The organism is Oxynema aestuarii AP17 (genome assembly GCF_012295525.1).
Classification (GTDB): Bacteria; Cyanobacteriota; Cyanobacteriia; order Cyanobacteriales; family Laspinemataceae; genus Oxynema; species Oxynema aestuarii.
The window spans coordinates 1,887,771-1,911,504 of record NZ_CP051167.1 but is presented as its reverse complement, the minus strand read 5'-3'; the positions used below and the strand labels follow the sequence as shown (position 1 = coordinate 1,911,504).

Genomic DNA, 23,734 nt, shown 5'->3' with positions numbered 1-23,734 from the left:
GATACTATCTTACTTTGAGTTTACCTTGAGCATTTGCCTGCTGGATAACATTTTGGTTTTCAGTGAAAACGGTAATACTCGGAACAGTTACATAATCTCCATCATCGGTAATGACTTGTTTGATATTAGCTCTTCTCATTGCTTCGAGAATCAACAAATCATAGCCGTCCAACGGTTGAGTTTGTAACCGAGTTAATGAAGCACCAGTTGTTGTTTCATCAATCGTAATGTCAGTAGAAACCGCAATGGATGTCACAATATTCCAAGCGATTTTTACTTCATCAACAACATTTGCTCGTTCGGTTGGCTGGTTATGGCGGTATTCTTTAGCTGTTAGGCTACGATTAGAGGTTAAGTTAAAAATTTCTCTTTCCGATCGCTCTATATTGTGGGCTAACTCTGCAAGAGAAAGACCGCAGTATAAGAGTAGAGACCCAATCAAACGCGCTTTATTGAGATAGGACGGATAATTTCTAGTTTGATAAGGTAAAGATGACATACTGGCTTTAGTGTAAGCGAACCAATACCAAACATTAGTATCTACCAGAAAAATCTCATCTTTCTTGGGCGTATCAGAGCGAAGATCGACAATTTTCGCTTGAATGTTGTAATTAATTGGCATTAAGCACTCGTCGCTTGTTCCTCAATGACTTTATCCACTTTACTGCGATATTCGCTATCGGAGTAATATTTTTTGGAGTTTTCAATTACTCTTTTGAGAATTGGTTTACTCACGGGATTGAGATTAGAGATTTTCAGTAGGCGATTTAAACTATCTGGTTCGATATCTTTGAGAAGTTGACCGATAGCAAAGTTAAAGAAGGGAGAAGCAAAAATTTCAACCCCCTCAAAGTCTAACTCTATTGAATGCTCTGCTAACAATTCAGCGTGGATGCGATCGTACACGATCTGACCATCTTCACGGGTCATACAGTTTTTACCTAATAGGGTACGGATTTCAATTTTCATGGTTACTAGCTCACCTTACAATAGTGGCTCATTGTCTGATTCAGACAGGAGAGAGTCCAGCGAGTAATAAGATTCATCAAATTTGAGTTTTCTAAGCAAGTTATGGCTCGATCGCGTCTGCTCTTAACTTAGCTCAGTTTGCCCTCAAGGTCGATCGATCGGAAGGGAAACTTAACCTTGAGGAAAATAGTGACAACTCGTGCAGCGATCGCATTAAAAAAAGCTGGTGAAGGGATTTGAACCCATGACCGTCCGCTTACAAGGCGGATGCTCTACCACTGAGCTACACCAGCAACACCCTTTACTCTAGCAAAATTTGCCGGGGATTTGCAAGGGTTGGGACGTCGATTTACTGGACGTAATCGAGGAAATTCTCGGGGACAATCCGCAGTTCTCCGGACTCGAAGCGCGAAATCTCGACCCAAAGGGCGCGTTTTTGGCGTTCTCCCTCGGAAAACATCATCGGTTCGGCGTCGTAAAACTGGGGGTCGGCGAAATCGCACTGATAGAGTTGGATGATTTCGTGACCGGGTTTTCCTTTATGGAAAAAAATGCTTTCCAAGCAGGTGATATAGCGGATATTGGTGAGTTCGGCTTGAATTTCTTCTTGAAATTCGCGAATTAAGGCGTCTCGACTGGTTTCGCCGAAGTCGATCCCGCCGCCGAGGACGCGATAGAAGGGTTGGTCGTTCTCGTCGTACCCTTCGGCGACGAACAGGCGATCGCGATCGCGGATAATTCCTAAAGCCAGAACGCGAATTTTATTTTTATTTTTACTCCCCATAAATGCAAATAGCGGTTTAATTTTCGTGGGCAAATAAGGAGCGATTTTCACTATCTTCGATCGGCCAATCGGGGTTTTCACCCCCAATAATTAAGCGTTCGACTAAGACGTATTCTTTATTGAGTTGCTGCAAGGCGTTGATGAGAATATCGATCGCGATCGCGTCGCTGGTACCGAGATCGAACCAACAGCGCGCCCAAGTTCCGTTATACTCGAATTCGCCCATGTTGTGCATTAATGCCATTAAGGAGCGATCGGCGCTGTCCATATCGTAGTCCATATAACTCACCTCCAGTCCGGTGTCTTGAACTTGGAGGTTTTCGGCATTAAATCCGCCGAGTTTGCCGATGAAAAACCAGGAGTCAAACAGTTCTTCGAGATACTGTTTTTCCATATTGCCGGGAACGGTGTTGAACTCAATCCAGAACCAAACGTCAAAGGGATTGAATTCGCGAAATTCAATTTTCATGGCGATCGCTCGATAAGATTAGGGGAACGGTGCAGAATTTAGGGTAACATATTTGGCGACATTCGATTTTAGATTGACCGAGATCGAGATAAGGGGCGGGCATCTAGCCCGCGCTAGGGATACTACCGCGCACTCGCGGTCATTTCCGCAATCCGTCGGGCGTTGCGATCGCGCTCTTTTCTTAACTGTTTTTGCAAGCCTTCGGGAAATTGGATATCTGCTTTGGCAAGAGCCATCTGAAAATGTTCTTCTGCTTGTTGAAGCAAGTCGATTTCGTCGAGATCGTTGCCTTTTTTAACGAGGATTTGCGCTTTCAAATAAAATAATTCGGGGTTGTCAGGCGTGATTTCGATCGCCCGATTGACGGCGCTTAAGGCTTCTTCGACGCGATCGAGGTCGCGATAACCGACGGCAATGCCGCGATAGGCTAAATATTGAGGGGCGGCGTGATTTCTCAAGCGGGCGATCGCCTCTTCCGGTTCGCTAAACGGGAGGTTCACGGCTAACATTAAATCCATGTACCCTTTAATGAGATTTAACTCCGGATCGGTCGGGGCAATTTGTTCCGCCGCATCGAAATGTTTGAACACTTGACGCAACTTATTCATGGCGTCGGGCATTCCTTTAATGGTGCCTTCGGTGCTGATGATATAAGCCCCTTCTAAAAAGTGACCGACGGCAGTGTAAAGATTACCGCGTAAGGGGTCTTTTTGAGTCAAGTTTTCGGCTTTTTCGCGAGTTTGGGTGGCGTAAGTTTTTAAGGTATCCCAATCTTCATCGAGATAGGCGAAGGCAGCTTGCATGGCGTACACTAAGGGTTCCCTGGCTTCTTGGCTTTCGGCTTGTTTGAGGCGCCGTTGAGCTTCGGTGTAGTTTCCTTCCTCGAATAAAACACGAAAGGCGGATTCGGTCAGATCGCCGATTTCGTGCTGGTTTTGGCTGCTGCGAAACGGATCTAATGCCAAAGAGGGAGGGATCGGATTGGCGACGAAGACGATCGCGACGGTGGCTAAGCCAGTGGCGATCGCGCGGCTATATTTAGAGAATCGGGTTCTCATGGTTTTCAGTGTTGGGAGTGCTGTTTAATTATGATGCTAAATTCAGACGGGCGATCGCTACAACGGTCGGATCTCGGTCAAAATGTAGCGTCGCTGTTGGGGAAATTGACGCCGCGCGATCGGCCAAGTTCCGAAAAATTACCCAATTTCTTCGTCATTTCTGCTTTCCTTCGGTTTGTTGGCAATAATAGAAGTTAGGATAAGGTGTCGAGGCGATCGCGCGATCGACGTCGCTTGTCTATATCTTCAAACTTTAGCCATTGTTTTGTCCCGACTTACACTTCAATGCTCTATCTGCGAAATCTGAGTTATCATCCCACGGCGACCCCCCAAGCAATTCTCAAATCGATCGATTTAGAATTTGCTCCCCAACAATTGGGGCTGATTATTGGCCCGAGTGGTTCGGGAAAAACAACGTTATTAGAAATTTTAAGCGGACTGGCCCAACGTACTTCAGGGGAAATTTATTGGCGAGAACAATTACTCGGTGCCGAACATTTACAACAACTCGGTGGCTTGGTGTTTCAATTTCCCGAACGTCATTTTTGTTGCGGGACAATTCTCGAAGAATTGCGTTTGGGACATCCAGAATTAAGTTCGGAAAGAGTCAAAGAAGCGTTAACCGAAGTCGGATTGAATCATTTATCTCTCAACGCGGCACCTCAAGCCCTCAGTGGCGGACAGCAACGGCGTTTGGCGTTAGCGGTGCAACTGATCCGCCAGCCGCATTTACTGTTATTGGACGAACCGACGGCGGGTTTAGATTGGTCGATGAAACGGCAATTAGTGACGTTGTTGGGTAAACTTAAAAATCATTGGAGTTTGCTAATTGTTACTCACGATGCCGGGGATTTATTGGAAATAGCCGATAAATGTTGGACGCTCAATCACGGTCAGTTAAATGAGGTCGAGCGCGATCGCGTCGCCATCAGTCGTCAGCTTTCCGCCGTCAGTTAATGTTTGCTTTACCTGCATTTTTTCTACGTGCAATGATTGCAGTGATTGCGATTTTCTCTAAATTACCTCATTTTTGATTCTCCCCTCTAAAGTCATGAGCCAAGATTCGCTTCAACATTCCCGATTGCCCGATCTCCCCGACATTTGGCACGAAACCCTCGGTTGGCAACCCGATGCGGGACATTTATTAGAATTTCAAAGCTTGTACGATCGCATCGTCGATGCCAATACTCAATTTAATTTAACCCGAATTGTCGAAGCTGAGGAGTTTTGGGAAAAGCATTTGTGGGATTCTCTACGGGGGGTCAGTTGCGTTTTGCGCGGGGAAGTTTTTCCGGAAGGGGATGCGGAAAAGTACCGCGCGATTGATATCGGAACGGGGGCGGGGTTTCCCGGTTTTCCTCTGGCGATCGCCCGCCCGGATATTGAGGTGATGTTGCTCGATTCTACGCGCAAAAAAGTCAATTTTTTACAGCAATTGGCTGAAGAATTGGGGATGGAAAATATTAAAACAATGACGGCGCGGGCGGAGAAAGTCGGACGGCAAAGTTGCGATCGCGAAAGCTACGATCTGGCGTTGGCGCGGGCGGTCGGTCCGGCTTCGGTCTGTTTGGAATATGCTCTACCGTTGCTTAAAATTGGCGGGATGGCTATTTTATATCGCGGTCATTGGACGGAGGAAGAAACGGAGAAACTTTCGACAACTGCGGCTCAATTAGGTGGAGTGATTTCGACGGTAGAAGCGTTTACAACGCCGTTAACTCGTGGGGTCAGAAATTGTTTGTATTTGAGTAAAATTAAGCCAACTCCGGCTCAGTTTCCTCGCGCGGTGGGTCTTCCGAAACAAAAACCGCTTTAGAACAGAAATACTGTTAAAATAGAAGTAGGACACGGCATTGCCGTGTCCTTACAGAGATTTGGCTAGTTGACAAGGTCGAGCTCGGATTCAACGGATTGAGGATTGCTATCAGAATATTTTGCCAGTCGGCAGTTTGAGGCTATTGCAACTCAATTAAAGCGGCGTTAACTTGATTTTTGAATTGAGAATTTTCTTGGAGTTGTAAGGTCAGTTCGTTGAATCGTTCGATCGTCAGATCGAAGCTTTCGACAATTTCTTTGGATTGGTTGCAGTAATTGACGGCAATTTCGCGCAGTTCTCGGTTGAGTCCGTCCAAACTACTCGCTTCAGAACAAACGACGCCGGGGACGGGTTGACCTTCGCCGACGATATTTTTAATATCGTTGTAGGCTTGTTGGCGAATATTTTCGATCGCGATTAAACTGCGAGCGTAATTGAGGATTTCTGTATTATTATTGGGATTCGCCACTGGGGGATTGTTGGGGGTCGGTGCGGCGGTGGGAGTGCGATCGGAATTGGCTTGAGCGTAAGCGACGTTATCGACCCCTAAATGAGCGGCAACTCCCCCGAAAATGACGACGCTAGAGGCGACGGCTAAGGCGAGCGATCGCGATAAAAAATGATTGAGACCTGATGGCAAGCGATTAGAAAAAATCATCAGAATATCCTTTTATTTTTGCGTACAAATGTAGGGGTAAAGGTGCATGGTAGCGCATGAGAACCCATGATGGCACACGAGGTTATCGAAAGGAATTTTGCCGGGTAGGGCGACAGAGTCGAGCGAGTTCGATGACTTTAGTTTGCAAGGTCGCCAACTCGTCCGCCCCCCGTTTGAGACTAACTTCGAGTTCGAGTAAAACGGGTAAAGTTTGGCGCAGTTGCTCTAAGGATAAAGCACTGACCTCTTTTCTCAAAAAGTAAATCCGTTTGGGGTTGCCAATCTCGGCGGCTTTGGCGATCGCGCGTTCGTCACGTTCGCCAATTTCCCCCATTAATTTCACCCACAACCACGTTCTAAAAACCGAAGTTAAGGTCGCTACAATTCGCAAAGCGGGTTCGTTACGGTGAATCAACTCCGTAACCAATTCTAACGCCGTGGAAATGTCTCCTTGACGGATCGCAGTGGCGAGTTGAAAACTGCTTTGGGTGCTGCACGTAACTAAGCTGTCGATCGCCCGTTCGTCGATCTCGCCGTTGCCGAGACTGTCGGCGTACAGCTTTAACTTTTCCAATTCGTTGTACAGCGATCGCGTGTCATTTCCTACCGCGTCGGCCAACGCTTCCAGTGCGCCCTGGCTTAAGTTTACACCCAATTCGTCGGCGACTTGTCGCACTTTACCGATTAATTTATCTTGTTGCCACGGGGGAATTTGAGAAAATTCTTTAATCGTCGCCCGTTGTTGCAATAATTTAGTCGATTTTAGCCGTCCGTCCGGTTTGTTGCTGCTGGTCAATAACAACAGGTTCGATTCGGGAATCTCGCCGAGGGTTCGTTCCATTTCGGCGAGTAAATCGGCGCTACACTGTTGGGCGATCGTCGTTTCGACCAACCACACCAGGCGACCGCCGCTTCCAAATGGCGGGGTCATGGCTTGATTGAGGGCGCGGATGGGGCCGTCGGGTTCGTCTGGGGGGATTTTGTCGAAATTAAAACTCACCCAGTCCGGATCGAGTATTTTCTCGCGCAAATCCGCCACGGCTTTCGAGATTGCAAACTCATCGGAACCCCAATAGAGGTAAATTGGCATAAAGGAAACCGTTACGAGGGGACGAGGAAACCGCATAGACCAAGATAGAAGCCCGGGGGTACAGCCTTCAAGGGTTTTGTTTGTGACTGTGGCTTTTTCCCGACCCTCTAACTTGATGTTCGCTTACTTCACGAGGCCGATCAGATTGGACGATACCTTACAACTGTACTTAAATCGAGTCGCGCGGATGACTTTACTCGAAAGTTATCTCGGCGTTCTCCAGCACATTCAAACCTCGCCGAAATACAAGCCGAGTGAGGACGGGACGCGACAAGCGGTTCCGTTTCCGGGATATACGATCGTGGCGCCGCCGTGGGCGGACGATCGCCAAAACGAGGCGTTTTATCAAGATTTACAACAGTATCAGCAAGAACTGTTAACCCAAATGGGCGAGGGATTGGCGGTGGCGGTTCCACCGCCGAGTTTCCACGTGACTCTGGCGGATTTAATTTGGAACGATGCGTTTCGCGATGCGGCGGCGAAATCTGCCGATTACGAGGCGAAATTGCGCTCGGCGATCGCAGAAAGTTTCGCGCAGTGCGACACTCTCAAAAGTCCCGAACCGATTCGCTGGGAAGTTCTCGGGGCGATCGTGATGACGCGGGCGATCGGGGTCTGTCTGGTACCGAAAGACGAGCAATCTTACGATCGCGTGGTGCAATTGCGACGGGCAATTTATCAGAATAAAAATTTAATGGGTTTGGGGGTCGAGCAGCAATACCATTTAACGGCTCACGTCACTTTGGGCTATTTCGGCGAAATTCCCAAAGATTTAGACCGCCATCGCCTCGCCGTCATGCTTTCGGAGTTTAATAACCGTTGGCTGGAGTGCGATCGCGAGTTGGTCATCACCCGGGCGGAGTTACGCCAGTTTGCAGATATGACTGCCTATACCCGCGAACCGGATTGGCCGACGTTAGATTTTGTATAAAATACCGCCAGGGGAGGAATCATCGGGGTGACATCACTGTTCCATCCAATTTTGCTCGAAAGTTTTGCGACGATCGATCGCGAAATCGGTCCGCATTCCTTCGACGATCGCGAATACGCGATCGTGCGGCGGGCTATTCACGCGACGGCAGATTTCGAGTTCAAAGAGGCGATCCGCTTCAGTCCGGGGGCGATCGCCTCCGGGATCGATGCCTTGCGCCGTGGGACTCCCGCGATCGCCGACGTGACCATGGTCAAACAGGGGGTCGCCGGGTTACTCGGCAAAACCTTCAACAATCCCCTCCTCGCCGCCGTAGACCGTTGTCAACAAGCCCCACCGGGGAAAACGCGCACGGAAGCCGGGATCTTGGAGTGTTTCGCCGAACATCCCGAGGGGATTTTTGTCATCGGGAACGCGCCGACGGCTTTGCTGGCCCTGTGCGATGCCATTCAACGCAGCGATCGCCGTCCGGCCCTGATCGTCGGCGCCCCCGTCGGGTTCGTCTCCGTGGTGGAGTCGAAGCAGGTACTCGCCGAGACCGACGTCCCCCAGATTCGCATTGACGGGCGCAAAGGCGGTTCCCCTGTAGCGGCGGCCATCCTTAATGCTTTAATAGTTCTGGCATGGCAGAACAACGGGCAAACAGACGATGACGCATGAAGCCGTAAGGTATTCTCCCGGGCAATGATTCACGTGGTCGGTATCGGTTTGGACGGCGCGCAGGGGTTGAGTGCGCCCGTCCGCGAGATTGTGGAAGCGGCGACGTTGCTGGTCGGTAGCGATCGCCACTTGGGTTATTTTCCCGAACATCGGGCTCGGCGCTTGGTGTTGGGAGATTTGCGCCTGACGTTGAAATCGTTACGGCGCAAGCTCGATCGCGCTGCGTCCGCACGGGAGAACCCCGCGATCGCCGCCGGGGAGTCGGAAACGGCGAGTCCGGCGATCGACCCGGAACGGGTGGTGGTTCTCGTCAGTGGCGATCCGTTGTTTTTCGGTCTCGGACGCCTGTTATTGACCGAATTTCCCCCGGAATCCTTGCATTTTTACCCGCATTTGAGTTGCGTGCAGTTGGCGTTCAATCGGGTGAAAGTGCCGTGGCAAGATGCTTGTATCGTCAGCGCCCACGGGCGATCGCTCGATGAATGTTTGGAGGCGCTGCAACGGGGAGAACAGAAAATTGCCGTCTTGACCGATCGCGAAAACTCGCCGTCGGCGATCGCCCGGGTGTTGCTGGGTCTGGATTTACCCAGTCAGTACGAGTTTTGGGTCTGCGAAAATCTCGGCGGTTCCGACGAACGAGTGCGGTCGTTTGCGGTGAATGGGGAAGAGGCGATCGCCGCCTTGGACGCGGAAAGCTTCGCCAGTCTCAATGTCGTCGTGTTGGTCCGCCGTCGCGGCGAGGTCGCCGACGAGTTGGAAATCGACGATTTGCCCCGTTTGGGGTTGAGCGATCGCACTTTTCTCACGTTCCGCGATCGCCCCGGACTGATGACGAAGCGCGAAATCCGCCTGATCGTCCTCGGCGAACTCGGGTTAAAACCGGATCAAACCGTCTGGGATGTCGGCGCCGGAACCGGAACCGTCGCGATCGAAGTCGCCCGTCTCTTCTCGTCCTCACAAGTGTACGCGATCGAAAAAACCGCCGCCGGAATTAACTTAATCGAGCAAAATTGCCAGCGTCTCCAAGTCCGCAACGTGATTTCCATCCACGGAAACGCCCCCGATATTCTCGATCGCCTCCCCGTCCCCGATCGCATCTTCATCGGCGGAACTGGGGGACGCCTGCGCCAAATCCTCGGCGTCTGCGCCGGACAACTCGCCAAAGGCGGTAAAATCGTCCTCGCGATCGCCACCGTCGAACATCTCACTACCGCGTTTAACTGGATTCGAGACTGGAACTGGCCCCACCGCGCCTTACAAGTTCAGGTTTCCCGTTCCGTCCCCGTCGCCCACCTGACCCGCTTCGCCCCCCTCAATCCGGTGACAATTGTGACAATTACAAAACCTAAATAGATTGTAGATTGGGGGCGATCGCTTGTTCCCCTACAAATATTCGGCTAACTGTTCGAGATCGATATAAATATCCTCGTAAATACTATAGGGCAACAAATTCGGATTGCGTTCTAAAAAATCCGACACCGCCAAACTTCGATAATCCTTCCCGACAACCGCGCGATACTCCAACCCCAAATGATGACTCATCACCTGATAACAACTCGACCGATAACGATGGGAAAATAACTCGATAACTACCGTTCCCGGCTGACAAAATACCGCATTCGTCAACCCCGCGCCGTGAGGGGCGACAACGACTTGAGCTCCACTCAATAAACGGACTTGTTCGCGAAACGATAACCTCTCCAACGATACGCTGACAAAACCATAGTTCTTTAAAAATTCGATCGCTTCCAATTCGTTCACTACCCGGCGATGTTTCGCCTGTTGGCGATTAATATAAATCTTGTTCGGCGTTGGAGAAACTGCGATCGCACCCTCCTCTTTTGGTAAAAAGCGATCGCGCAGAAACTCGCAGACCCACCTCGGCGGACCGTCAATAAACTCGCCCATCCATTTCGGCGCCGTCGTCGGAACCGAAGGAACGATTAAGGTTTCCGCTTGGATGAAGCGATCGCCCTCGATCTCGTGCCATTTTTGACGCGGAATCCCTAAAATTGATAACGTTTCTTGTTGATATTTATATTGTACCGGATTAACCAGAAAACGATCGATTTTGTCTAACTCAAATCCCCCTAACTCCAGTAATTCGATCCGAGGTAAAACATCGACCATCCAATGATAATAATCCCGCCCCGCTTGGACGGACAAACAAGCCGTCATTCCCGGCAATTTACAAACGGAATAAGCCATTTTTAAGCCGAAAATCCAGGCAACTTTTCCCCCACCCGTACAGACATCCGCTAACAGGCGATCGCCCCCAGCAACTACGATCGTATTGGCGCTATCTCCCCAAACTTGACCCTCGCGAACGCTAACGATAAATCCCGGCGGTGAGGTTCCCGAAAGGGTTTGAGAAGGGAGAGATATCGCCGAACTCGGGTAAACTTCTCGACAGGCGATCGCGCGATTCTCCTGGGGAGACGCTACGCGATCGCCCCGCGCCCATTCCCGACTGGAATAAACTATTTTTTCGATTAAATTATTACCGATCGCGAGACGATGGCGATCGTAACTTATGTTATCCAACTTGAAGTATTTTTGCGTCAATCCAGGATGTTTTTTTAATCCTATTTCTGCAAAGCTAATTGCTCGTTCTAGTTGTCCGTTAAGGGCAAAACTATTCACTAATTTAATAAAAATACTCGAATCTTTTGGGTCGATTTGGTACGAATTTAGATAAGCGACGATCGCCGCTTCTAAGTTATTTTCAAGCTCTAATAATATTCCTAAATTCTGATAAGCGGTTGCCGAATAAGGTTGCAAGTTAATTTGTGTTTCGATACAAGCGATCGCCTCGGAAAAGCGGTGTCTGTGGGAAAGGGCGATCGCTAGTTTTTCGTAAATTTGGGGCGAAGATGGGGCGATCTCGATCGCCCGTCGATAGTGGGCGATCGCCTCGTCCCACTGTTTTAATTGAACACAATCGTTTCCTCTTTTAAACTCAATTTCTGCGGATGGGCGATCGAGATTTTCTAATGTTTTATAAACCCTCTTTGCCGATCTACTTTTACCAAGCTTGGAGAAACCATCCCCTAAAATCTCGTAAGTTTCCCGACAATGGGGATCGAGTTTTAACGATTGCTGACATAAGGCGATCGCCTCTTGAGATCTTCCCGATTTCAATAGTTTTTTTGCCCGTTTGTTTAAAGCAGGTACATCCTGATTCATCGCCAATTTTAGAATTTTACATTAGAATTTTAGAGCCTTTCCTTATTTTCAACTCATAGAAATACAGCTATTCTGCATTCTGACTATCCATCTATCTTATTCTACCGATCGCTCTACGGCGCGATCGCGGTAAATCTTAGCTTCTTCTAACTGTCCGTTTTCTTCTAAAACTTTACTTAAATTCCAATACACCCCCGTTAAATTGGGTTCGAGTTCGATCGCCTGTTTGTAAAACTTAATTGCCATTGTTAATTGCCTTTTTTGATAATACATGCTGCCTAAATTTGCCCGGGCTTCTGCAAAATTTGGATCGAGTTCGATCGCCTTCGCATAGGCGCGGATGGCGGCATCAATTTTTCCCTGAGTTTGCAATGCATTTCCTAAGCTTTTATAGAGGATCGCCGACTGTGGATATTGCGCGATCGCCCGTTGACATCGGGCGATCGCTTCCCCACTATTTCCCTGCTGTAATTGCCCCCGGACTTCGCGATCGATCGCCCGGACGACTTCTGGATTTTTGCGCTCGTTTATACCGCAAATTTTTTCTAAATAGCGAACCCACTCGCGCGATCGCACCGTCCAAGTACATTGTTTTTGAATATATTCAACTTGTTTTTTTAACAAACTTGCCGATTCTTCCGACTGCCAATTGCGTAAAACCTGCACGGTTTTTTCGAGGAAGCGATCGGCGTAATTCTGCCAATCCGGGCGTTGGGAAAACTGCCAATCCCGGACGGAGGAAAAGCCTTCGACACCTTCAACGGAGACTAAATGACCGAATCCCGCCGTGGTTTCCGGTAACGCCGCCAACTCGCTAGTGACGACGAAGCAACCACTCGCCATCGCTTCCACAACTGCAATGCAAGAGGTTTCCTCGAAGGTGTTGGCGTAGGCTAACATGGCGATCGATCGCAGTTTTTCGGCGAGTTGCGGTTGGGGAATCGAACCGATATATTCCACTCCTTCCATCTGGCGACATTTTTGATAGAGGATTCCATAAACGGACTCGTCTAATTCGGTCGCCATTTGATAGACTTTTTTACTGGAAAAAACTTGCAGTCTGGTTCCGGGAATGGCTTCGCGAATTTTTGGAAAGATGGATAGTAATAAATCTAATCCGCGAAAAGGTGTACTGGTATAAGCTAGAATTGGCGGATTTGTTTTTGCTGCTAAGATATCGGTTTGTTCTGGGAATAAGTTCGCAAATGCCGGGGCGATCGCGTTCCGTAAAACTACGGTTTTTTCGCGATCGATCGCGAAGGAGTCTAAGAAGCGATCGCGCTGCCAATTGCTGACAAAAATGAGGCGATCGTAGGCGTCGAGTTCGGCGCGATCGCCTAATGCTTGCATCGCTTTTAAGCTGGGAACTTGCTGCGTCCAAAGGAATAGTTTTGTAGCATACCCTAATAAGGGTTTGAGCTTTTTTCCCCATCCTGCTTGATTGAGAACGATCGCCGCATCCAGCGATCGAAATAGTTGGCGAATGTCGTCATTGTCGTCTAACGGTAAACAGGAAACCCCCCGCGATCGTCCGGCGGTTTTGGTTCCGTTGAGTAAGAAGATTTCATGTCCTTGTTCTGCCAAGTTTTCGGCGAGGTAACATAAGGCGGATTGAGAACCGCCTAAAGGAATTTGATAGGCGCTTTCAATTTTATAGTCCCAAGTGGAAAGGTCTAAAAAAGCAATTTTCATCGATGTTTTTGAAAAGAAGATAAATTTACAATTGCCAATTTTGACAATCCTGAATTTCCCTTTTTCAGGGTGATTTAGGGGGATCTCCCAAGGCGCGATCGCTGCAAAAGTAACATTCAAACTACATTATTTTAGCGAAATTGGGCGATCGCCCCGGCAAACTTAGACCAAGTTATACGAGTTGTTCTTTCGTTTTCAAGAACGCGGTAAAGTAAACACTGGTGTTGATTGTCATGGCAATTTTTACATCACGACGTCCAATTAGGAGAAAAAGTATGAGTGCTAGCGCAGATCCGGTTAAAGTAATGAAAGAGCAGGTGGGGAAAGCCGCCGCCGACCGCGTTAAGTCCGGTTCGATCGTCGGTCTGGGAACGGGTTCGACCACTGCTTATGCGATTCAATATATCGGAGAACGTCTCAAGTCCGGCGATCTCAAGGATATTCAAGGGATTCCCACGTCGTTTCAAGCAACGGTGTTGGCGAAGGAATACGGGATCCCTCTGACGACTCTCGATGAGGTCGATCGCATCGACGTGGCGATCGACGGCGCCGATGAAGTGGACCCGAACAAGAACTTGATTAAAGGGGGTGGCGCCGCCCATACCCGCGAAAAAATTGTCGATTCTCTCGCCGAGGAGTTTATCGTCGTGGTCGATAGTTCTAAAATGGTCGATCGCCTCGGTTCGACGTTTTTGTTACCCGTGGAAGTTTTACCGATGGCGATGACTCCGGTGATGAAGGCGATCGAAAAACTCGGCGGTCAGCCTCAATTGAGAATGGGTGTCAAAAAAGCGGGTCCGGTGATCAGCGATCAAGGCAATTTCATCATCGATGTCAAGTTCGATCGCATCGACAATCCCGCCGAATTGGAAAAAACCCTCAATAATATTCCCGGCGTTTTAGAAAACGGGTTGTTTGTCGGCGTCACCGATGTGGTCTTGATTGGCGAAATTAAAGAGAACCAACCGACCGTTCGCGAGATCTAATCCACTCGCCGCCGTCAACGGGCGATCGCCGATCCTGGATGGGCGATCGCGCCGTCCGGGTCGATGGTAGGATCGAACCCGATCGCCTTTCCCTGATTCACTGTCCGTCATTTTTTTTGAGAACTTTTCCGCGTTACTCAAAATCGTTATGATTATGATATAGTTGTTAAGGTTCGTAAACAAAATGCGGCGATCGTGGGTTTGGCCTTTCGATGCTGACCTGCAAGTCCGCATCATTCAATCGTTATTACAGGAGAATCATATGAGTGCTAATGAAGGATGTATCCGGGTCGGACAAGCGGCCCCCGATTTCACCGCCACTGCCGTTGTCGATCAAGAATTCAAGACCATCAAGCTGTCTGACTATCGCGGCAAATATGTAGTGGTCTTCTTCTATCCCCTGGACTTCACCTTCGTTTGCCCGACCGAAATCACCGCGTTCAGCGATCGCTACGAAGAGTTTAAAAACCTCAACACCGAAGTCCTCGGTATTTCCGTCGATAGCGAATTCTCTCACCTCGCTTGGATTCAAACCGATCGCAAACAAGGCGGTGTCGGCGACCTGAACTATCCTCTAGTTTCCGATATCAAGAAAGAAATTAGCGCCGCCTACAACGTTCTCGACCCCGAAGCCGGAATCGCCTTACGCGGTCTGTTCATCATCGACAAAGAAGGCGTCATCCAACACGCCACCATCAATAACTTGGCCTTCGGTCGCAACGTCGATGAAACCCTGCGAACCCTGCAAGCCCTTCAGTACGTCCAATCTCACCCGGACGAAGTTTGCCCCGCAGGCTGGAAACCCGGCGAAAAAACCATGAACCCCGATCCGGTCAAGTCGAAAGAATTCTTCGCGGCTGTCTAAGTTTCCGATTGTCTCTGTTAGCTTCAGACCGATACCAAATCAATTCCGAGGGCATTTTGTCCCTCGGAATTTTTCCTCATTTTAGAGCGATCGCTCTCAACTAGGGTGGGCTATCCTATATAAACGAAGATAAGGAGAAGATCGATAATGTTGACTTCCACCGATTTTCGCGGCTTATTCAACGAACGCTTTTTTAAAAACTTCTTTCCGATTCCCGCCACCAATAAACTCTATTCCGACGTCGGCACCCCTAATTTTCAACTGCCCAATATCAACGGAGAAGGCGCAATTAAACTCTCCGATTATCGGGGCGAAAAAGCTGTAGTTCTCGCCTTCACCCGCATTTTTACAGAAAAACAATATTGTCCCCTGTGTTTTCCCCATATTAAAGCCCTCAACGAAGCTTACGAACAATTTGTCGAAGCCGGGGCAGAAGTTTTAATGATTACCAGTACCGACGATCGCCAAAGTAAAATCGTCGTGCGCGATTTGGGTTTAAAAATGCCCTTGTTAAGCGATCCGAGTTGCCGGATTTTCCGCGCCTACTGGACCGGACAGGCGTTAGGCGCACCCCTTCCGGCGCAGTTTATTTTAGATAAAGAAGGAAAGCTGAGATTCAAGCATTTATTCTCATTTTTAGACCCCAATGCGGATGTAGAGAAACTGTTGGAAGTCGTTAAAAGTTTGCCGAGTTAGGGAAGCGGCGATCGCCCTCAATCGCTAAAATAAAAAAACAGTTGCGCTGGGGAGAAACAACGATGGTCATCGACGTGCGATCGCCCAAGCAAGAAGAGATCGTTTATCCGGACAGTGACGGTCAACCGATGGCGGAAAATACGAAACAGTTTGAACTGATCGTCTGGATTAAAGAAAACCTAGAACGCCTATTCGCCGACGACGAAGACGTATTTATCGCCGGAGACCTACTCTGGTATCCAGTGGAAGGGTCGCCGACGATCCGCCAGGCGCCCGATGCAATGGTAATTTTTGGACGACCGAAGGGATATCGGGGGTCGTACAAACAGTGGGAAGAAGACAACATCGCCCCACAAGTGGTGTTCGAGATCTGGTCGCCGGGAAATCGACCCTCGGACATTACCCGCAAATTCCAGTTTTACGATCGCCACGGCGTCGAGGAATATTATGCTTACGACCCGCAAACCCTCGATTTTATGGGATTTCAACGTCGGGAAGGGGTTCTCAGTCCCATTGACGCGATCGACGGTTGGGTCAGTCCCCGTTTGGGAATTCGTTTCGATCTGTCTCAGGAAGAGTTACAAATCGATCGACCGGACGGCGATCGCTTTTTGACGACGTTGGAACTGGATCGATTGCTGAAAGAAACTCAGGAACGGGCGCAACAATCTGACGAAAGAGCACAAATCGCAGAAACCGAACTGGAACGGGAACGACAACGATCGCGCGCCTTAGAACAACGATTGCGCGACATGGGAATCGACCCGGATCGTCTCTAGGGAAGCGGCGATCGCTACAATGAATAAATCGACTCGAAATTTAATCAAAATTCAGTCAAAATTCAGTCAAAATAGATAGAACTCGCTGGGGAGAAACAACGATGGTCATCGACGTGCGATCGCCCAAGCAAGAAGAGATCGTTTATCCGGACAGTGACGGTCAACCGATGGCGGAAAATACGAAACAGTTTGAACTGATCGTCTGGATTAAAGAAAACCTAGAACGCCTATTCGCCGACGACGAAGACGTATTTATCGCCGGAGACCTACTCTGGTATCCAGTGGAAGGGTCGCCGACGATCCGCCAGGCGCCCGATGCAATGGTAATTTTTGGACGACCGAAGGGATATCGGGGGTCGTACAAACAGTGGGAAGAAGACAACATCGCCCCACAAGTGGTGTTCGAGATCTGGTCGCCGGGAAATCGACCCTCGGACATTACCCGCAAATTCCAGTTTTACGATCGCCACGGCGTCGAGGAATATTATGCTTACGACCCGCAAACCCTCGATTTTATGGGATTTCAACGTCGGGAAGGGGTTCTCAGTCCCATTGACGAGATCGATGGTTGGGTCAGTCCCCGTTTGGGAATTCGTTTCGATCTGTCTCAGGAAGAGTTACAAATCGATCGACCGGACGGCGATCGCTTTTTGACGACGTTGGAACTGGATCGATTGCGTCAACAAGCGGAGGAACGGGCGCAACAGGCGGAAGAAAGAGCACAACAATCTGACGAAAGAGCACAAATCGCAGAAACCGAACTGGAACGGGAACGACAACGATCGCGCGCCTTAGAACAACGATTGCGCGACATGGGAATCGACCCGGATCGTCTCTAGGGAAGCGGCGATCGCTACAATGAATAAATCGACTCGAAATTTAATCAAAATTCAGTCAAAATTCAGTCAAAATAGATAGAACTCGCTGGGGAGAAACAACGATGGTCATCGACGTGCGATCGCCCAAGCAAGAACAGATCGTTTATCCGGACAGTGACGGTCAACCGATGGCGGAAAATACGAAACAGTTCGAACTGATCGTCTGGATTAAAGAAAACCTAGAACGCCTATTCGCCGACGACGAAGACGTATTTATCGCCGGAGACCTACTCTGGTATCCAGTGGAAGGGTCGCCGACGATCCGCCAGGCGCCCGATGCAATGGTAATTTTTGGACGACCGAAGGGATATCGGGGGTCGTACAAACAGTGGGAAGAAGACAACATCGCCCCACAAGTGGTGTTCGAGATCTGGTCGCCGGGAAATCGACCCTCGGACATTACCCGCAAATTCCAGTTTTACGATCGCCACGGCGTCGAGGAATATTATGCTTACGACCCGCAAACCCTCGATTTTATGGGATTTCAACGTCGGGAAGGGGTTCTCAGTCCCATTGACGCGATCGATGGTTGGGTCAGTCCCCGTTTGGGAATTCGTTTCGATCTGTCTCAGGAAGAGTTACAAATCGATCGACCGGACGGCGATCGCTTTTTGACGACGTTGGAACTGGATCGATTGCTGAAAGAAACTCAGGAACGGGCGCAACAGGCGGAAGAACGGGCGCAATTACTCGCCGATCGCCTCCGGGAAATGGGGATCGATCCCGATACTTTGTAAATCCAATGTTGTAGATTTAGCACAAATTGGAATTATCCCAAGTTCAACGGATCGACATCGATCGCCAACCTCACTGTATGGGGGCAGCGCGATCGCAACTCCTCCAAGGGACGGGGTAAGTGAACCGGAACCCACGGCGGAAACTTCAGCAAAAGCTGCCAGCGATAGCGATTCGAGACCCGGGCGATCGGGGCGGGGGACGGACCTAAAACCTCGTGGGCGATATCTTCCCACCCCGGTTCCGGTTGTAGCATGTGGGCGAGTTCGGCGATCGTCTCGCACACCGTCGCTTCGTCCATTCCCGAAACTTTTAATAAAATCAAACGTCCGTAAGGTGGGTAATGCAGCGCCTCGCGAGTTTCCAACTCCGCTTGTATAAATTGCTCGTACTGCTGGCGGCGAACCGCTTCGATCGCCGGATGATCCGGGTTGTAGGTTTGAATCACCGCCCGTCCGCGATCGCCGCCGCGACCCGCCCGACCCACCACCTGAGTGAGGGTCTGGAATGCCCGTTCTGCGGCCCGATAGTCGCACAAATTCAACAACCCATCCGCCGCCACCACCCCCACTAACGTCACTTGCGGGATATCCAACCCTTTGGTGAGCATTTGCGTCCCCACCAACAAATCCGCCTCTTTATTCGCAAATCGGGTTAACAAAATCCGATGGGCGTCCTTGGTTCGGGTCGTGTCGCTGTCGAAGCGGATGACCCGCAACTCGGGAAACTGCTTGGCGAGGGCTTGGGTGACACGTTGCGTGCCACTGCCAAAATGTTTGAAATAGGGGGAATGGCAATCGGGACAGCGATCGAGCGGACTTTGACTGTAACCGCAATAGTGACAGCGTAAGCGTTCCGCCGCCGCCTCGTGAGTGTGGTGGTAAGACAGGGACACGTCGCAATGGGGACATTCCATCACGTAACCGCAACTGCGACAGGACACAAAACTGCTATGTCCCCGGCGGTGAATAAACAAAATCCCCTGTTGTCCGGTTTCGACAAGCTGGTTGAGTCCCGCTTGCAAGGATTCGCTAAAAATTGATTTATTCCCTTTGCGAAATTCTTGCCGCATATCCACCACTTCCACCGGGGGTAAGGCGCGCCCGTGAATCCGTTCCGGGAGGGAGAGGTAATGAGTGGGGGCGGGGGAAACCGTAGCTTGACGGCGACGGTAGCGATCGCGGGTCGGGTCCGGTTCCGTGGGGGCGTAGTCCACCCAAGTTTCTAACGACGGGGTGGCGGAACCGAGAATCAGGGGACAGTCGGCGAGTTCGGCGCGCCACTCGGCGACGGTTCGGGCGTGGTAGGTCGGCGAGGGACGGTCTTGCTTGTAACTGTCGTCATATTCTTCGTCGAGGACGATCGCCCCGAGTTTGGGTAAAGGCGCGAAGATCGCCGATCGCGTGCCGATGACAATTTGCGGTGAACCTGCAAGCATTTGCCGCCAGCTATCGTAACGTTCGCCGTCGGATAAACCACTGTGATACACCAGCACTTTATCGCCGAAACGGGCGCGGAAGCGATCGCACAGTTGGGGCGTCAGTCCGATCTCGGGAACCAGCACGATCGCCGACGCGCCGCGATCGAGGATCGGGGCGATCGCCTGTAAATAGACTTCCGTTTTTCCCGACCCAGTGACGCCATGCAGCAGCACCCGATTGAACCCTCGCAAATCGTTTAAAGTTGTCAATGCAGATTCTTGGTAATTTGTCAAGTCTTTGGGGCGATCGCGCTCCCGCCGACGGCGATCGCCCGTCCGCAACACTTCCCGTTCGTCAATTTCCACGCATCCCTTACTCTCCAACGTCTGAATGAGCCCGGAACTGGTGTGACAGATTTGCTGTAACTCCGTCAGCCACAGTTCGCCGCCACGGCGCCGCAGCACTTCTAAAACTTCGTGCTGGCGATCGGTCAACTCCACCCCCGGTTCGACACCGACAAACGTCACCGCTTTCTGCAACTTCGCCCGAGGCGGTTTGGGCGGTTCCAAATAACTTTCCACCCATCCTTTTTTACTGAGTTCGTGCAAACCTCGGGTCGCGTTGGGAACCTGGCGGCGCAGGTAAATCCAGGAATAATCCCCCGTTTTCGATTCGCCTAGGAGTTCCAAAATTTGGCGGGCGGCGGGAGTACAAAACACCTCGGCACCTTTGGGAATGTCCCCACTCAAGCGGATGCGGCGCTGGGATTTCCCCAGCAATCCCGGCGGGAGGGCCGTTTTAATCACTTGAATCAGGGGCGTGTAGTAATAGGCGGCGACCCGTTCGAGTAACGCCCAATAAGACGCTGGAAAAAAGCCGGAAACGACCACATCTTCCACCGCTTTGACCGCTTCGGGATCGAGATCTTGCGGGGGGCGATCGCCTGTAGCGACGGCGATCGCTCCCAACTGTTGGGAACCAAAAGGAACGCTTAAAATATCTCCCGGTCGCACGGACAAATCCGGCGGAACCGCATAAGTCCACAATTTGCGGTCTTCCCCGGGCAGGTCCACGAGCACGTCCACCCACTGGGACGGGCGATCGCCCCCGCGCCACTCGTAGGCGCCACCGGGTTCGGCGACGGCGAGGGAAACCACGGACAAATCGCAAGTCTCGGGGGAAAAGGGCATCGGCGTTAACTGTCGATCGGCCTTTCGATTGTACCGCTTCTTTTCGGCGGCGACGGGGGAGACCGTCCGTCTAAAATCTTGCAAGAATACTCTAAGATAGAAAGCCTCTCGTGCAATCGCCCCCAAATTCCCAAGATTTATGTCCGAAACTGAGTTATCTTTTGTTATCCGTCCCGCCATCGAAGACGACGCCGATGCAATTTTTGAGTTAATTCGAGCATTAGCCGCTTACGAACGGCTTTCCCATCAAGTGCGAGGCAATCCCGAAACCTTGAAAGCTCATTTATTCGGCGATCGCCCTTATGCGGAAGCGATCGTCGCCGAAGTCGGAACCCATTTAGTCGGATTTGCTCTATTTTTCTACAATTATTCTACGTTTTTAACCAAACCGGGAATCTATTTAGAAGACTTATTTGTTCTGCCCGAATATCGCAGTCGGGGCATCGGCAAATCTTTGATAAGCTATCTCGCACAAACGGCGATCGCGCGCGGTTGCGGTCGGTTGGAATGGTCCGTATTGGATTGGAACGAACCCGCGATCGCCTTTTACCAGCATCTCGGTGCCGATCTGCTTCCCGATTGGCGAATTTGTCGGGTGACCGGACAATCTTTACAGGAGTTAAGTCTCTCAAACTCGCGATCGCACCCGTGAACGATCGACATTTCTCCCCACAGCGATCGCCGTTCGACTCACCCGCGACGGACAGGGAAAATAGGGTAAAAGTTGGCGGGACTTTAACCGTGGGTCAACCCCTCGGTTTGACCGTCGTCCCTCTCAAAACGACGATCCCCGTCCTCCTATCCCCTTGAGCTTGGGGAAGTCCCGCCGCCGTCACTGAGGGAAAACGGGATAGCAGACGGGGGTTAAGGTCGCGCGATCGCAGCGCTTTCTTTCTACATCTCGATCGGGCAAAAATTAACGATCCCCCCCGATCTTGGCTCCAGATCCAAAGGATACTACTGTCAGTAATCAGGTGAGAGAATCGATCGCCCTTCGATCCCGTTCAATTGCAACGATGCGTCCCTTTACACGACGCGATCGCAGGGGAATAGCGATCGATTTTAAGCCTTTTTTTAGGGTGTTTTTACCGAAGTCAGGGTATAATTACAGACAAATAGCTTAAAATCAAATCATTAATTGTTTTTTAAAAATACGGTTGACAGTCATTCATGGCCTCCCAGTTAAAAGTAAGACAATATCTTGCTTATTGGTTGCAATTGGGCAAGAAAGTTTTTGTTTGTAATGGAGAAATCGCGGAACGACCCCAGCCAACGATCGAAGGCGATCGCTACAGCAGCGATTTTGAATCCTTATGGCAAGCAGTGGGAACCCCTGAATTTGGCGATTGTTATTTAGAAGGAACCGACGAAACGATCTCCGACCTTCTCAGTCCCGAGTGGGATATTGTAGAGTGTTCGCGTTGTACGATGCCCATCCCCTTACGCAGTCGAGGAATGCCTCCCCATGCGTGTCCGTGTAACGACCTGCCCACCTGGCCGAATTCGCAAATTCCCGCACCGCGATCCCCGGTCAACGACCGTCGCGAACTCGGCTCGATTCGCGATCGCCTCCACCAAATGGCCGATCGCGCCGATCTGTACGCCCTGAGTATTCTCCAGGACTTAAACGACTACAAACAAGCCGAACAAGCCGTAGAACGGCTGCGCCTGCAAAACGAACTGATTCTCAATTCCGCCGGGGAAGGGATTTGCGGACTCGATGCCGATCTTAAAATTACCTATCTCAATCCGGCGGCGGCGATCGTGCTGCAAACCCATACATCCCACGCGATCGGGATGCCGATCGCGAGCCTGTTTGCTGCCCCCGACCACCCCTCGGGGGATCCGTGCCAACCCGAAGCCCCGATCGCCACGACGATCGCCGAAGGTAGCGTCCAGTACGTCACCAACGCCTGGTTCCTCCGTCCCAACGGCAAACCCTTTCCCGTCGAATACGTCAGCGCCCCGATCCGGCAAAATGGGCAGATTGTCGGTGCGGTGGTCACCTTCAAAGACATTACCGAACGTCAGGAAATCGAGCGCATGAAAGACGAATTGCTCTCGATGGTCAGCCACGAACTGCGTACCCCCGTTGCGGCGATTCGCGGCGCCTTGGGTCTACTCGCCAGTGGGATAGTCGCCACCGAAGCACAGAAAGGACGGCGAATGCTCGAAATTGCCCTGAACAATACCGATCGCCTGTTGTTGTTACTCAACGACATTCTCGATATTGAAGGGATGACCTCGGGGAAAATCGTCATGCACCCCGACCACTGCGACGCCTCCGAGATTGCCGCGCAAGCAGTCGAATCGATCCAACCCCTCGCCGAAAAAGGGCAAATTTCCTTATTCGTCCGGGTTCCCAAGGCGCCGATTTACTGCGATCGCGATCGCGCCATCCAGGTATTGACCAATTTACTCAGCAATGCGATTAAGTTTTCTCCCCCCGAGAGTTCGGTGTGGTTGGACGCCGAGATCGGCGATCGCGACATCCTTTTCCAAGTCCGCGATCGCGGTCGCGGGATTCCCAAAGAAAAACTCGAAACCATTTTCGAGCGCTTCCAGCAAGTAGACTCCTCCGACTCGCGCGCCTATGGCGGATCCGGTCTCGGCTTGGCCATTTGCCGCCAAATCGTCCTCCAACACGGCGGTAGAATTTGGGTGGAAAGCGAACTGTCCCGAGGCAGTCAGTTCTTTTTTACCTTACCGCTCGGGTAGAGTTTAGATTTTGAGCGATTGAGGGCGATCTCCGTTCCCGATCGGTTCCCAAAAATTCCCAAAAATTCCCAAAAAAAAAGCTCCCAGCCAACGACTAGAAGCTTTATATAGGGTGTATATGTTTGGGTTTAGTGTTTGCAAATGCACAAGGGC

At 50.6% G+C, this 23,734-nt stretch carries 25 protein-coding genes and 1 tRNA gene; 15 read left to right on the top strand and 11 right to left on the bottom strand.

Annotation, left to right across the window (positions count from 1 at the left end; translation table 11 throughout):
• Window positions 1-4: 4 nt before the first annotated feature.
• From HCG48_RS07705 to HCG48_RS07680, 6 genes are all read right to left on the bottom strand, one after another.
• Window positions 5-622 carry a PIN domain-containing protein gene (locus HCG48_RS07705; protein WP_168568633.1) on the bottom strand — a complete coding sequence of 206 codons (618 nt, stop codon included), beginning with the start codon at window positions 620-622 and terminating at the stop codon, window positions 5-7.
• Window positions 622-969: an STAS-like domain-containing protein gene (locus HCG48_RS07700; protein WP_168568632.1), complete on the bottom strand. Its 348-nt coding sequence runs from the start codon at window positions 967-969 to the stop codon at window positions 622-624. Before HCG48_RS07700 ends, HCG48_RS07705 begins: the two co-directional genes overlap by 1 nt.
• Window positions 970-1,190: 221 nt before the next feature.
• Window positions 1,191-1,262 (bottom strand) — tRNA-Thr (locus tag HCG48_RS07695).
• Between the two features lie 56 nt (window positions 1,263-1,318).
• Window positions 1,319-1,753 carry an NUDIX hydrolase gene (locus tag HCG48_RS07690; protein WP_168571796.1) on the bottom strand — a complete coding sequence of 145 codons (435 nt, stop codon included), beginning with the start codon at window positions 1,751-1,753 and terminating at the stop codon, window positions 1,319-1,321.
• A gap of 16 nt (window positions 1,754-1,769) precedes the next feature.
• Window positions 1,770-2,222, bottom strand: a complete 453-nt coding sequence (locus HCG48_RS07685) for a DUF3531 family protein (RefSeq protein ID WP_168568631.1) — start codon at window positions 2,220-2,222, stop codon at window positions 1,770-1,772.
• Between the two features lie 122 nt (window positions 2,223-2,344).
• On the bottom strand, window positions 2,345-3,280 hold the full coding sequence (locus HCG48_RS07680) for a Sll0314/Alr1548 family TPR repeat-containing protein (RefSeq protein WP_168568630.1): 936 nt from the start codon (window positions 3,278-3,280) through the stop codon (window positions 2,345-2,347).
• Between the two features lie 30 nt (window positions 3,281-3,310).
• Here HCG48_RS07680 and HCG48_RS07675 point away from each other — a divergent pair, with 30 nt between their 5' ends.
• The 3 genes from HCG48_RS07675 (at window position 3,311) to rsmG (ending at window position 5,096) form a co-directional block, all read left to right on the top strand.
• The gene (locus tag HCG48_RS07675) at window positions 3,311-3,478 is read left to right on the top strand and encodes a hypothetical protein (protein WP_168568629.1); all 168 of its coding nucleotides are present in this window, start codon (window positions 3,311-3,313) and stop codon (window positions 3,476-3,478) included.
• Window positions 3,479-3,565: 87 nt separating this feature from the next.
• Window positions 3,566-4,237: an ABC transporter ATP-binding protein gene (locus tag HCG48_RS07670; RefSeq protein ID WP_168568628.1), complete on the top strand. Its 672-nt coding sequence runs from the start codon at window positions 3,566-3,568 to the stop codon at window positions 4,235-4,237.
• Between the two features lie 94 nt (window positions 4,238-4,331).
• The gene (gene rsmG / locus HCG48_RS07665; protein ID WP_168568627.1) at window positions 4,332-5,096 is read left to right on the top strand and encodes a 16S rRNA (guanine(527)-N(7))-methyltransferase RsmG; all 765 of its coding nucleotides are present in this window, start codon (window positions 4,332-4,334) and stop codon (window positions 5,094-5,096) included.
• 139 nt (window positions 5,097-5,235) lie between these two features.
• On the opposite strand, the gene HCG48_RS07660 is transcribed toward rsmG, so the two are convergent.
• The gene (locus tag HCG48_RS07660; RefSeq protein ID WP_168568626.1) at window positions 5,236-5,754 is read right to left on the bottom strand and encodes a DUF4168 domain-containing protein; all 519 of its coding nucleotides are present in this window, start codon (window positions 5,752-5,754) and stop codon (window positions 5,236-5,238) included.
• An 82-nt stretch (window positions 5,755-5,836) separates the two neighbouring features.
• Window positions 5,837-6,844, bottom strand: coding sequence for a DNA polymerase III subunit delta (holA, locus tag HCG48_RS07655; protein WP_168568625.1), 1,008 nt, complete (start codon window positions 6,842-6,844; stop codon window positions 5,837-5,839).
• Between the two features lie 145 nt (window positions 6,845-6,989).
• Here holA and HCG48_RS07650 point away from each other — a divergent pair, with 145 nt between their 5' ends.
• From HCG48_RS07650 to cbiE, 3 genes are read left to right on the top strand one after another with little or no spacing between them, the layout of a single operon-like run.
• Window positions 6,990-7,775, top strand: a complete 786-nt coding sequence (locus HCG48_RS07650; protein ID WP_246259962.1) for a DUF1868 domain-containing protein — start codon at window positions 6,990-6,992, stop codon at window positions 7,773-7,775.
• Window positions 7,776-7,802: 27 nt separating this feature from the next.
• Window positions 7,803-8,435, top strand: a complete 633-nt coding sequence (locus tag HCG48_RS07645) for a cobalt-precorrin-8X methylmutase (protein ID WP_168568624.1) — start codon at window positions 7,803-7,805, stop codon at window positions 8,433-8,435.
• 24 nt (window positions 8,436-8,459) lie between these two features.
• Window positions 8,460-9,788, top strand: a complete 1,329-nt coding sequence (gene cbiE / locus HCG48_RS07640) for a precorrin-6y C5,15-methyltransferase (decarboxylating) subunit CbiE (protein WP_168568623.1) — start codon at window positions 8,460-8,462, stop codon at window positions 9,786-9,788.
• A gap of 30 nt (window positions 9,789-9,818) precedes the next feature.
• Here the strand turns inward: cbiE and HCG48_RS07635 are convergent, their stop codons facing one another.
• Both HCG48_RS07635 and HCG48_RS07630 read right to left on the bottom strand, forming a co-directional pair.
• Window positions 9,819-11,621 (bottom strand): glycosyltransferase 61 family protein, encoded by a 1,803-nt coding sequence (locus HCG48_RS07635; RefSeq protein ID WP_168568622.1) that lies wholly within the window; start codon window positions 11,619-11,621, stop codon window positions 9,819-9,821.
• A gap of 96 nt (window positions 11,622-11,717) precedes the next feature.
• Entirely contained in the window at window positions 11,718-13,313 is a 1,596-nt protein-coding gene (locus HCG48_RS07630) for a tetratricopeptide repeat protein (RefSeq protein WP_168568621.1), read from the bottom strand.
• A 275-nt stretch (window positions 13,314-13,588) separates the two neighbouring features.
• Between HCG48_RS07630 and rpiA the strand changes: the two genes are divergently transcribed.
• From rpiA to HCG48_RS07600, 6 genes are all read left to right on the top strand, one after another.
• Window positions 13,589-14,299, top strand: coding sequence for a ribose-5-phosphate isomerase RpiA (gene rpiA, locus HCG48_RS07625; protein ID WP_168568620.1), 711 nt, complete (start codon window positions 13,589-13,591; stop codon window positions 14,297-14,299).
• Window positions 14,300-14,561: 262 nt separating this feature from the next.
• The gene (locus HCG48_RS07620; RefSeq protein ID WP_168568619.1) at window positions 14,562-15,164 is read left to right on the top strand and encodes a peroxiredoxin; all 603 of its coding nucleotides are present in this window, start codon (window positions 14,562-14,564) and stop codon (window positions 15,162-15,164) included.
• Between the two features lie 147 nt (window positions 15,165-15,311).
• Window positions 15,312-15,860, top strand: a complete 549-nt coding sequence (locus HCG48_RS07615) for a peroxiredoxin family protein (RefSeq protein ID WP_168568618.1) — start codon at window positions 15,312-15,314, stop codon at window positions 15,858-15,860.
• 62 nt (window positions 15,861-15,922) lie between these two features.
• Window positions 15,923-16,639 carry a Uma2 family endonuclease gene (locus HCG48_RS07610; RefSeq protein WP_168568617.1) on the top strand — a complete coding sequence of 239 codons (717 nt, stop codon included), beginning with the start codon at window positions 15,923-15,925 and terminating at the stop codon, window positions 16,637-16,639.
• A gap of 101 nt (window positions 16,640-16,740) precedes the next feature.
• Window positions 16,741-17,478, top strand: a complete 738-nt coding sequence (locus HCG48_RS07605; RefSeq protein ID WP_168568616.1) for a Uma2 family endonuclease — start codon at window positions 16,741-16,743, stop codon at window positions 17,476-17,478.
• Window positions 17,479-17,579: 101 nt separating this feature from the next.
• Window positions 17,580-18,254 carry a Uma2 family endonuclease gene (locus HCG48_RS07600; protein WP_168568615.1) on the top strand — a complete coding sequence of 225 codons (675 nt, stop codon included), beginning with the start codon at window positions 17,580-17,582 and terminating at the stop codon, window positions 18,252-18,254.
• Between the two features lie 32 nt (window positions 18,255-18,286).
• Here HCG48_RS07600 and priA read toward each other — a convergent pair whose 3' ends face one another.
• The gene (priA, locus tag HCG48_RS07595; RefSeq protein WP_168571794.1) at window positions 18,287-20,863 is read right to left on the bottom strand and encodes a primosomal protein N'; all 2,577 of its coding nucleotides are present in this window, start codon (window positions 20,861-20,863) and stop codon (window positions 18,287-18,289) included.
• Between the two features lie 139 nt (window positions 20,864-21,002).
• Between priA and HCG48_RS07590 the strand changes: the two genes are divergently transcribed.
• The 3 genes from HCG48_RS07590 (at window position 21,003) to HCG48_RS07580 (ending at window position 23,581) form a co-directional block, all read left to right on the top strand.
• Window positions 21,003-21,515: a GNAT family N-acetyltransferase gene (locus HCG48_RS07590; RefSeq protein WP_168568614.1), complete on the top strand. Its 513-nt coding sequence runs from the start codon at window positions 21,003-21,005 to the stop codon at window positions 21,513-21,515.
• Window positions 21,512-21,673: a hypothetical protein gene (locus tag HCG48_RS07585; RefSeq protein ID WP_168568613.1), complete on the top strand. Its 162-nt coding sequence runs from the start codon at window positions 21,512-21,514 to the stop codon at window positions 21,671-21,673. Before HCG48_RS07590 ends, HCG48_RS07585 begins: the two co-directional genes overlap by 4 nt.
• 360 nt (window positions 21,674-22,033) lie before the next feature.
• Complete coding sequence (locus tag HCG48_RS07580; protein ID WP_168568612.1) at window positions 22,034-23,581, top strand: sensor histidine kinase; 1,548 nt, start codon at window positions 22,034-22,036, stop codon at window positions 23,579-23,581.
• The last annotated feature ends 153 nt before the right edge of the window (window positions 23,582-23,734 follow it).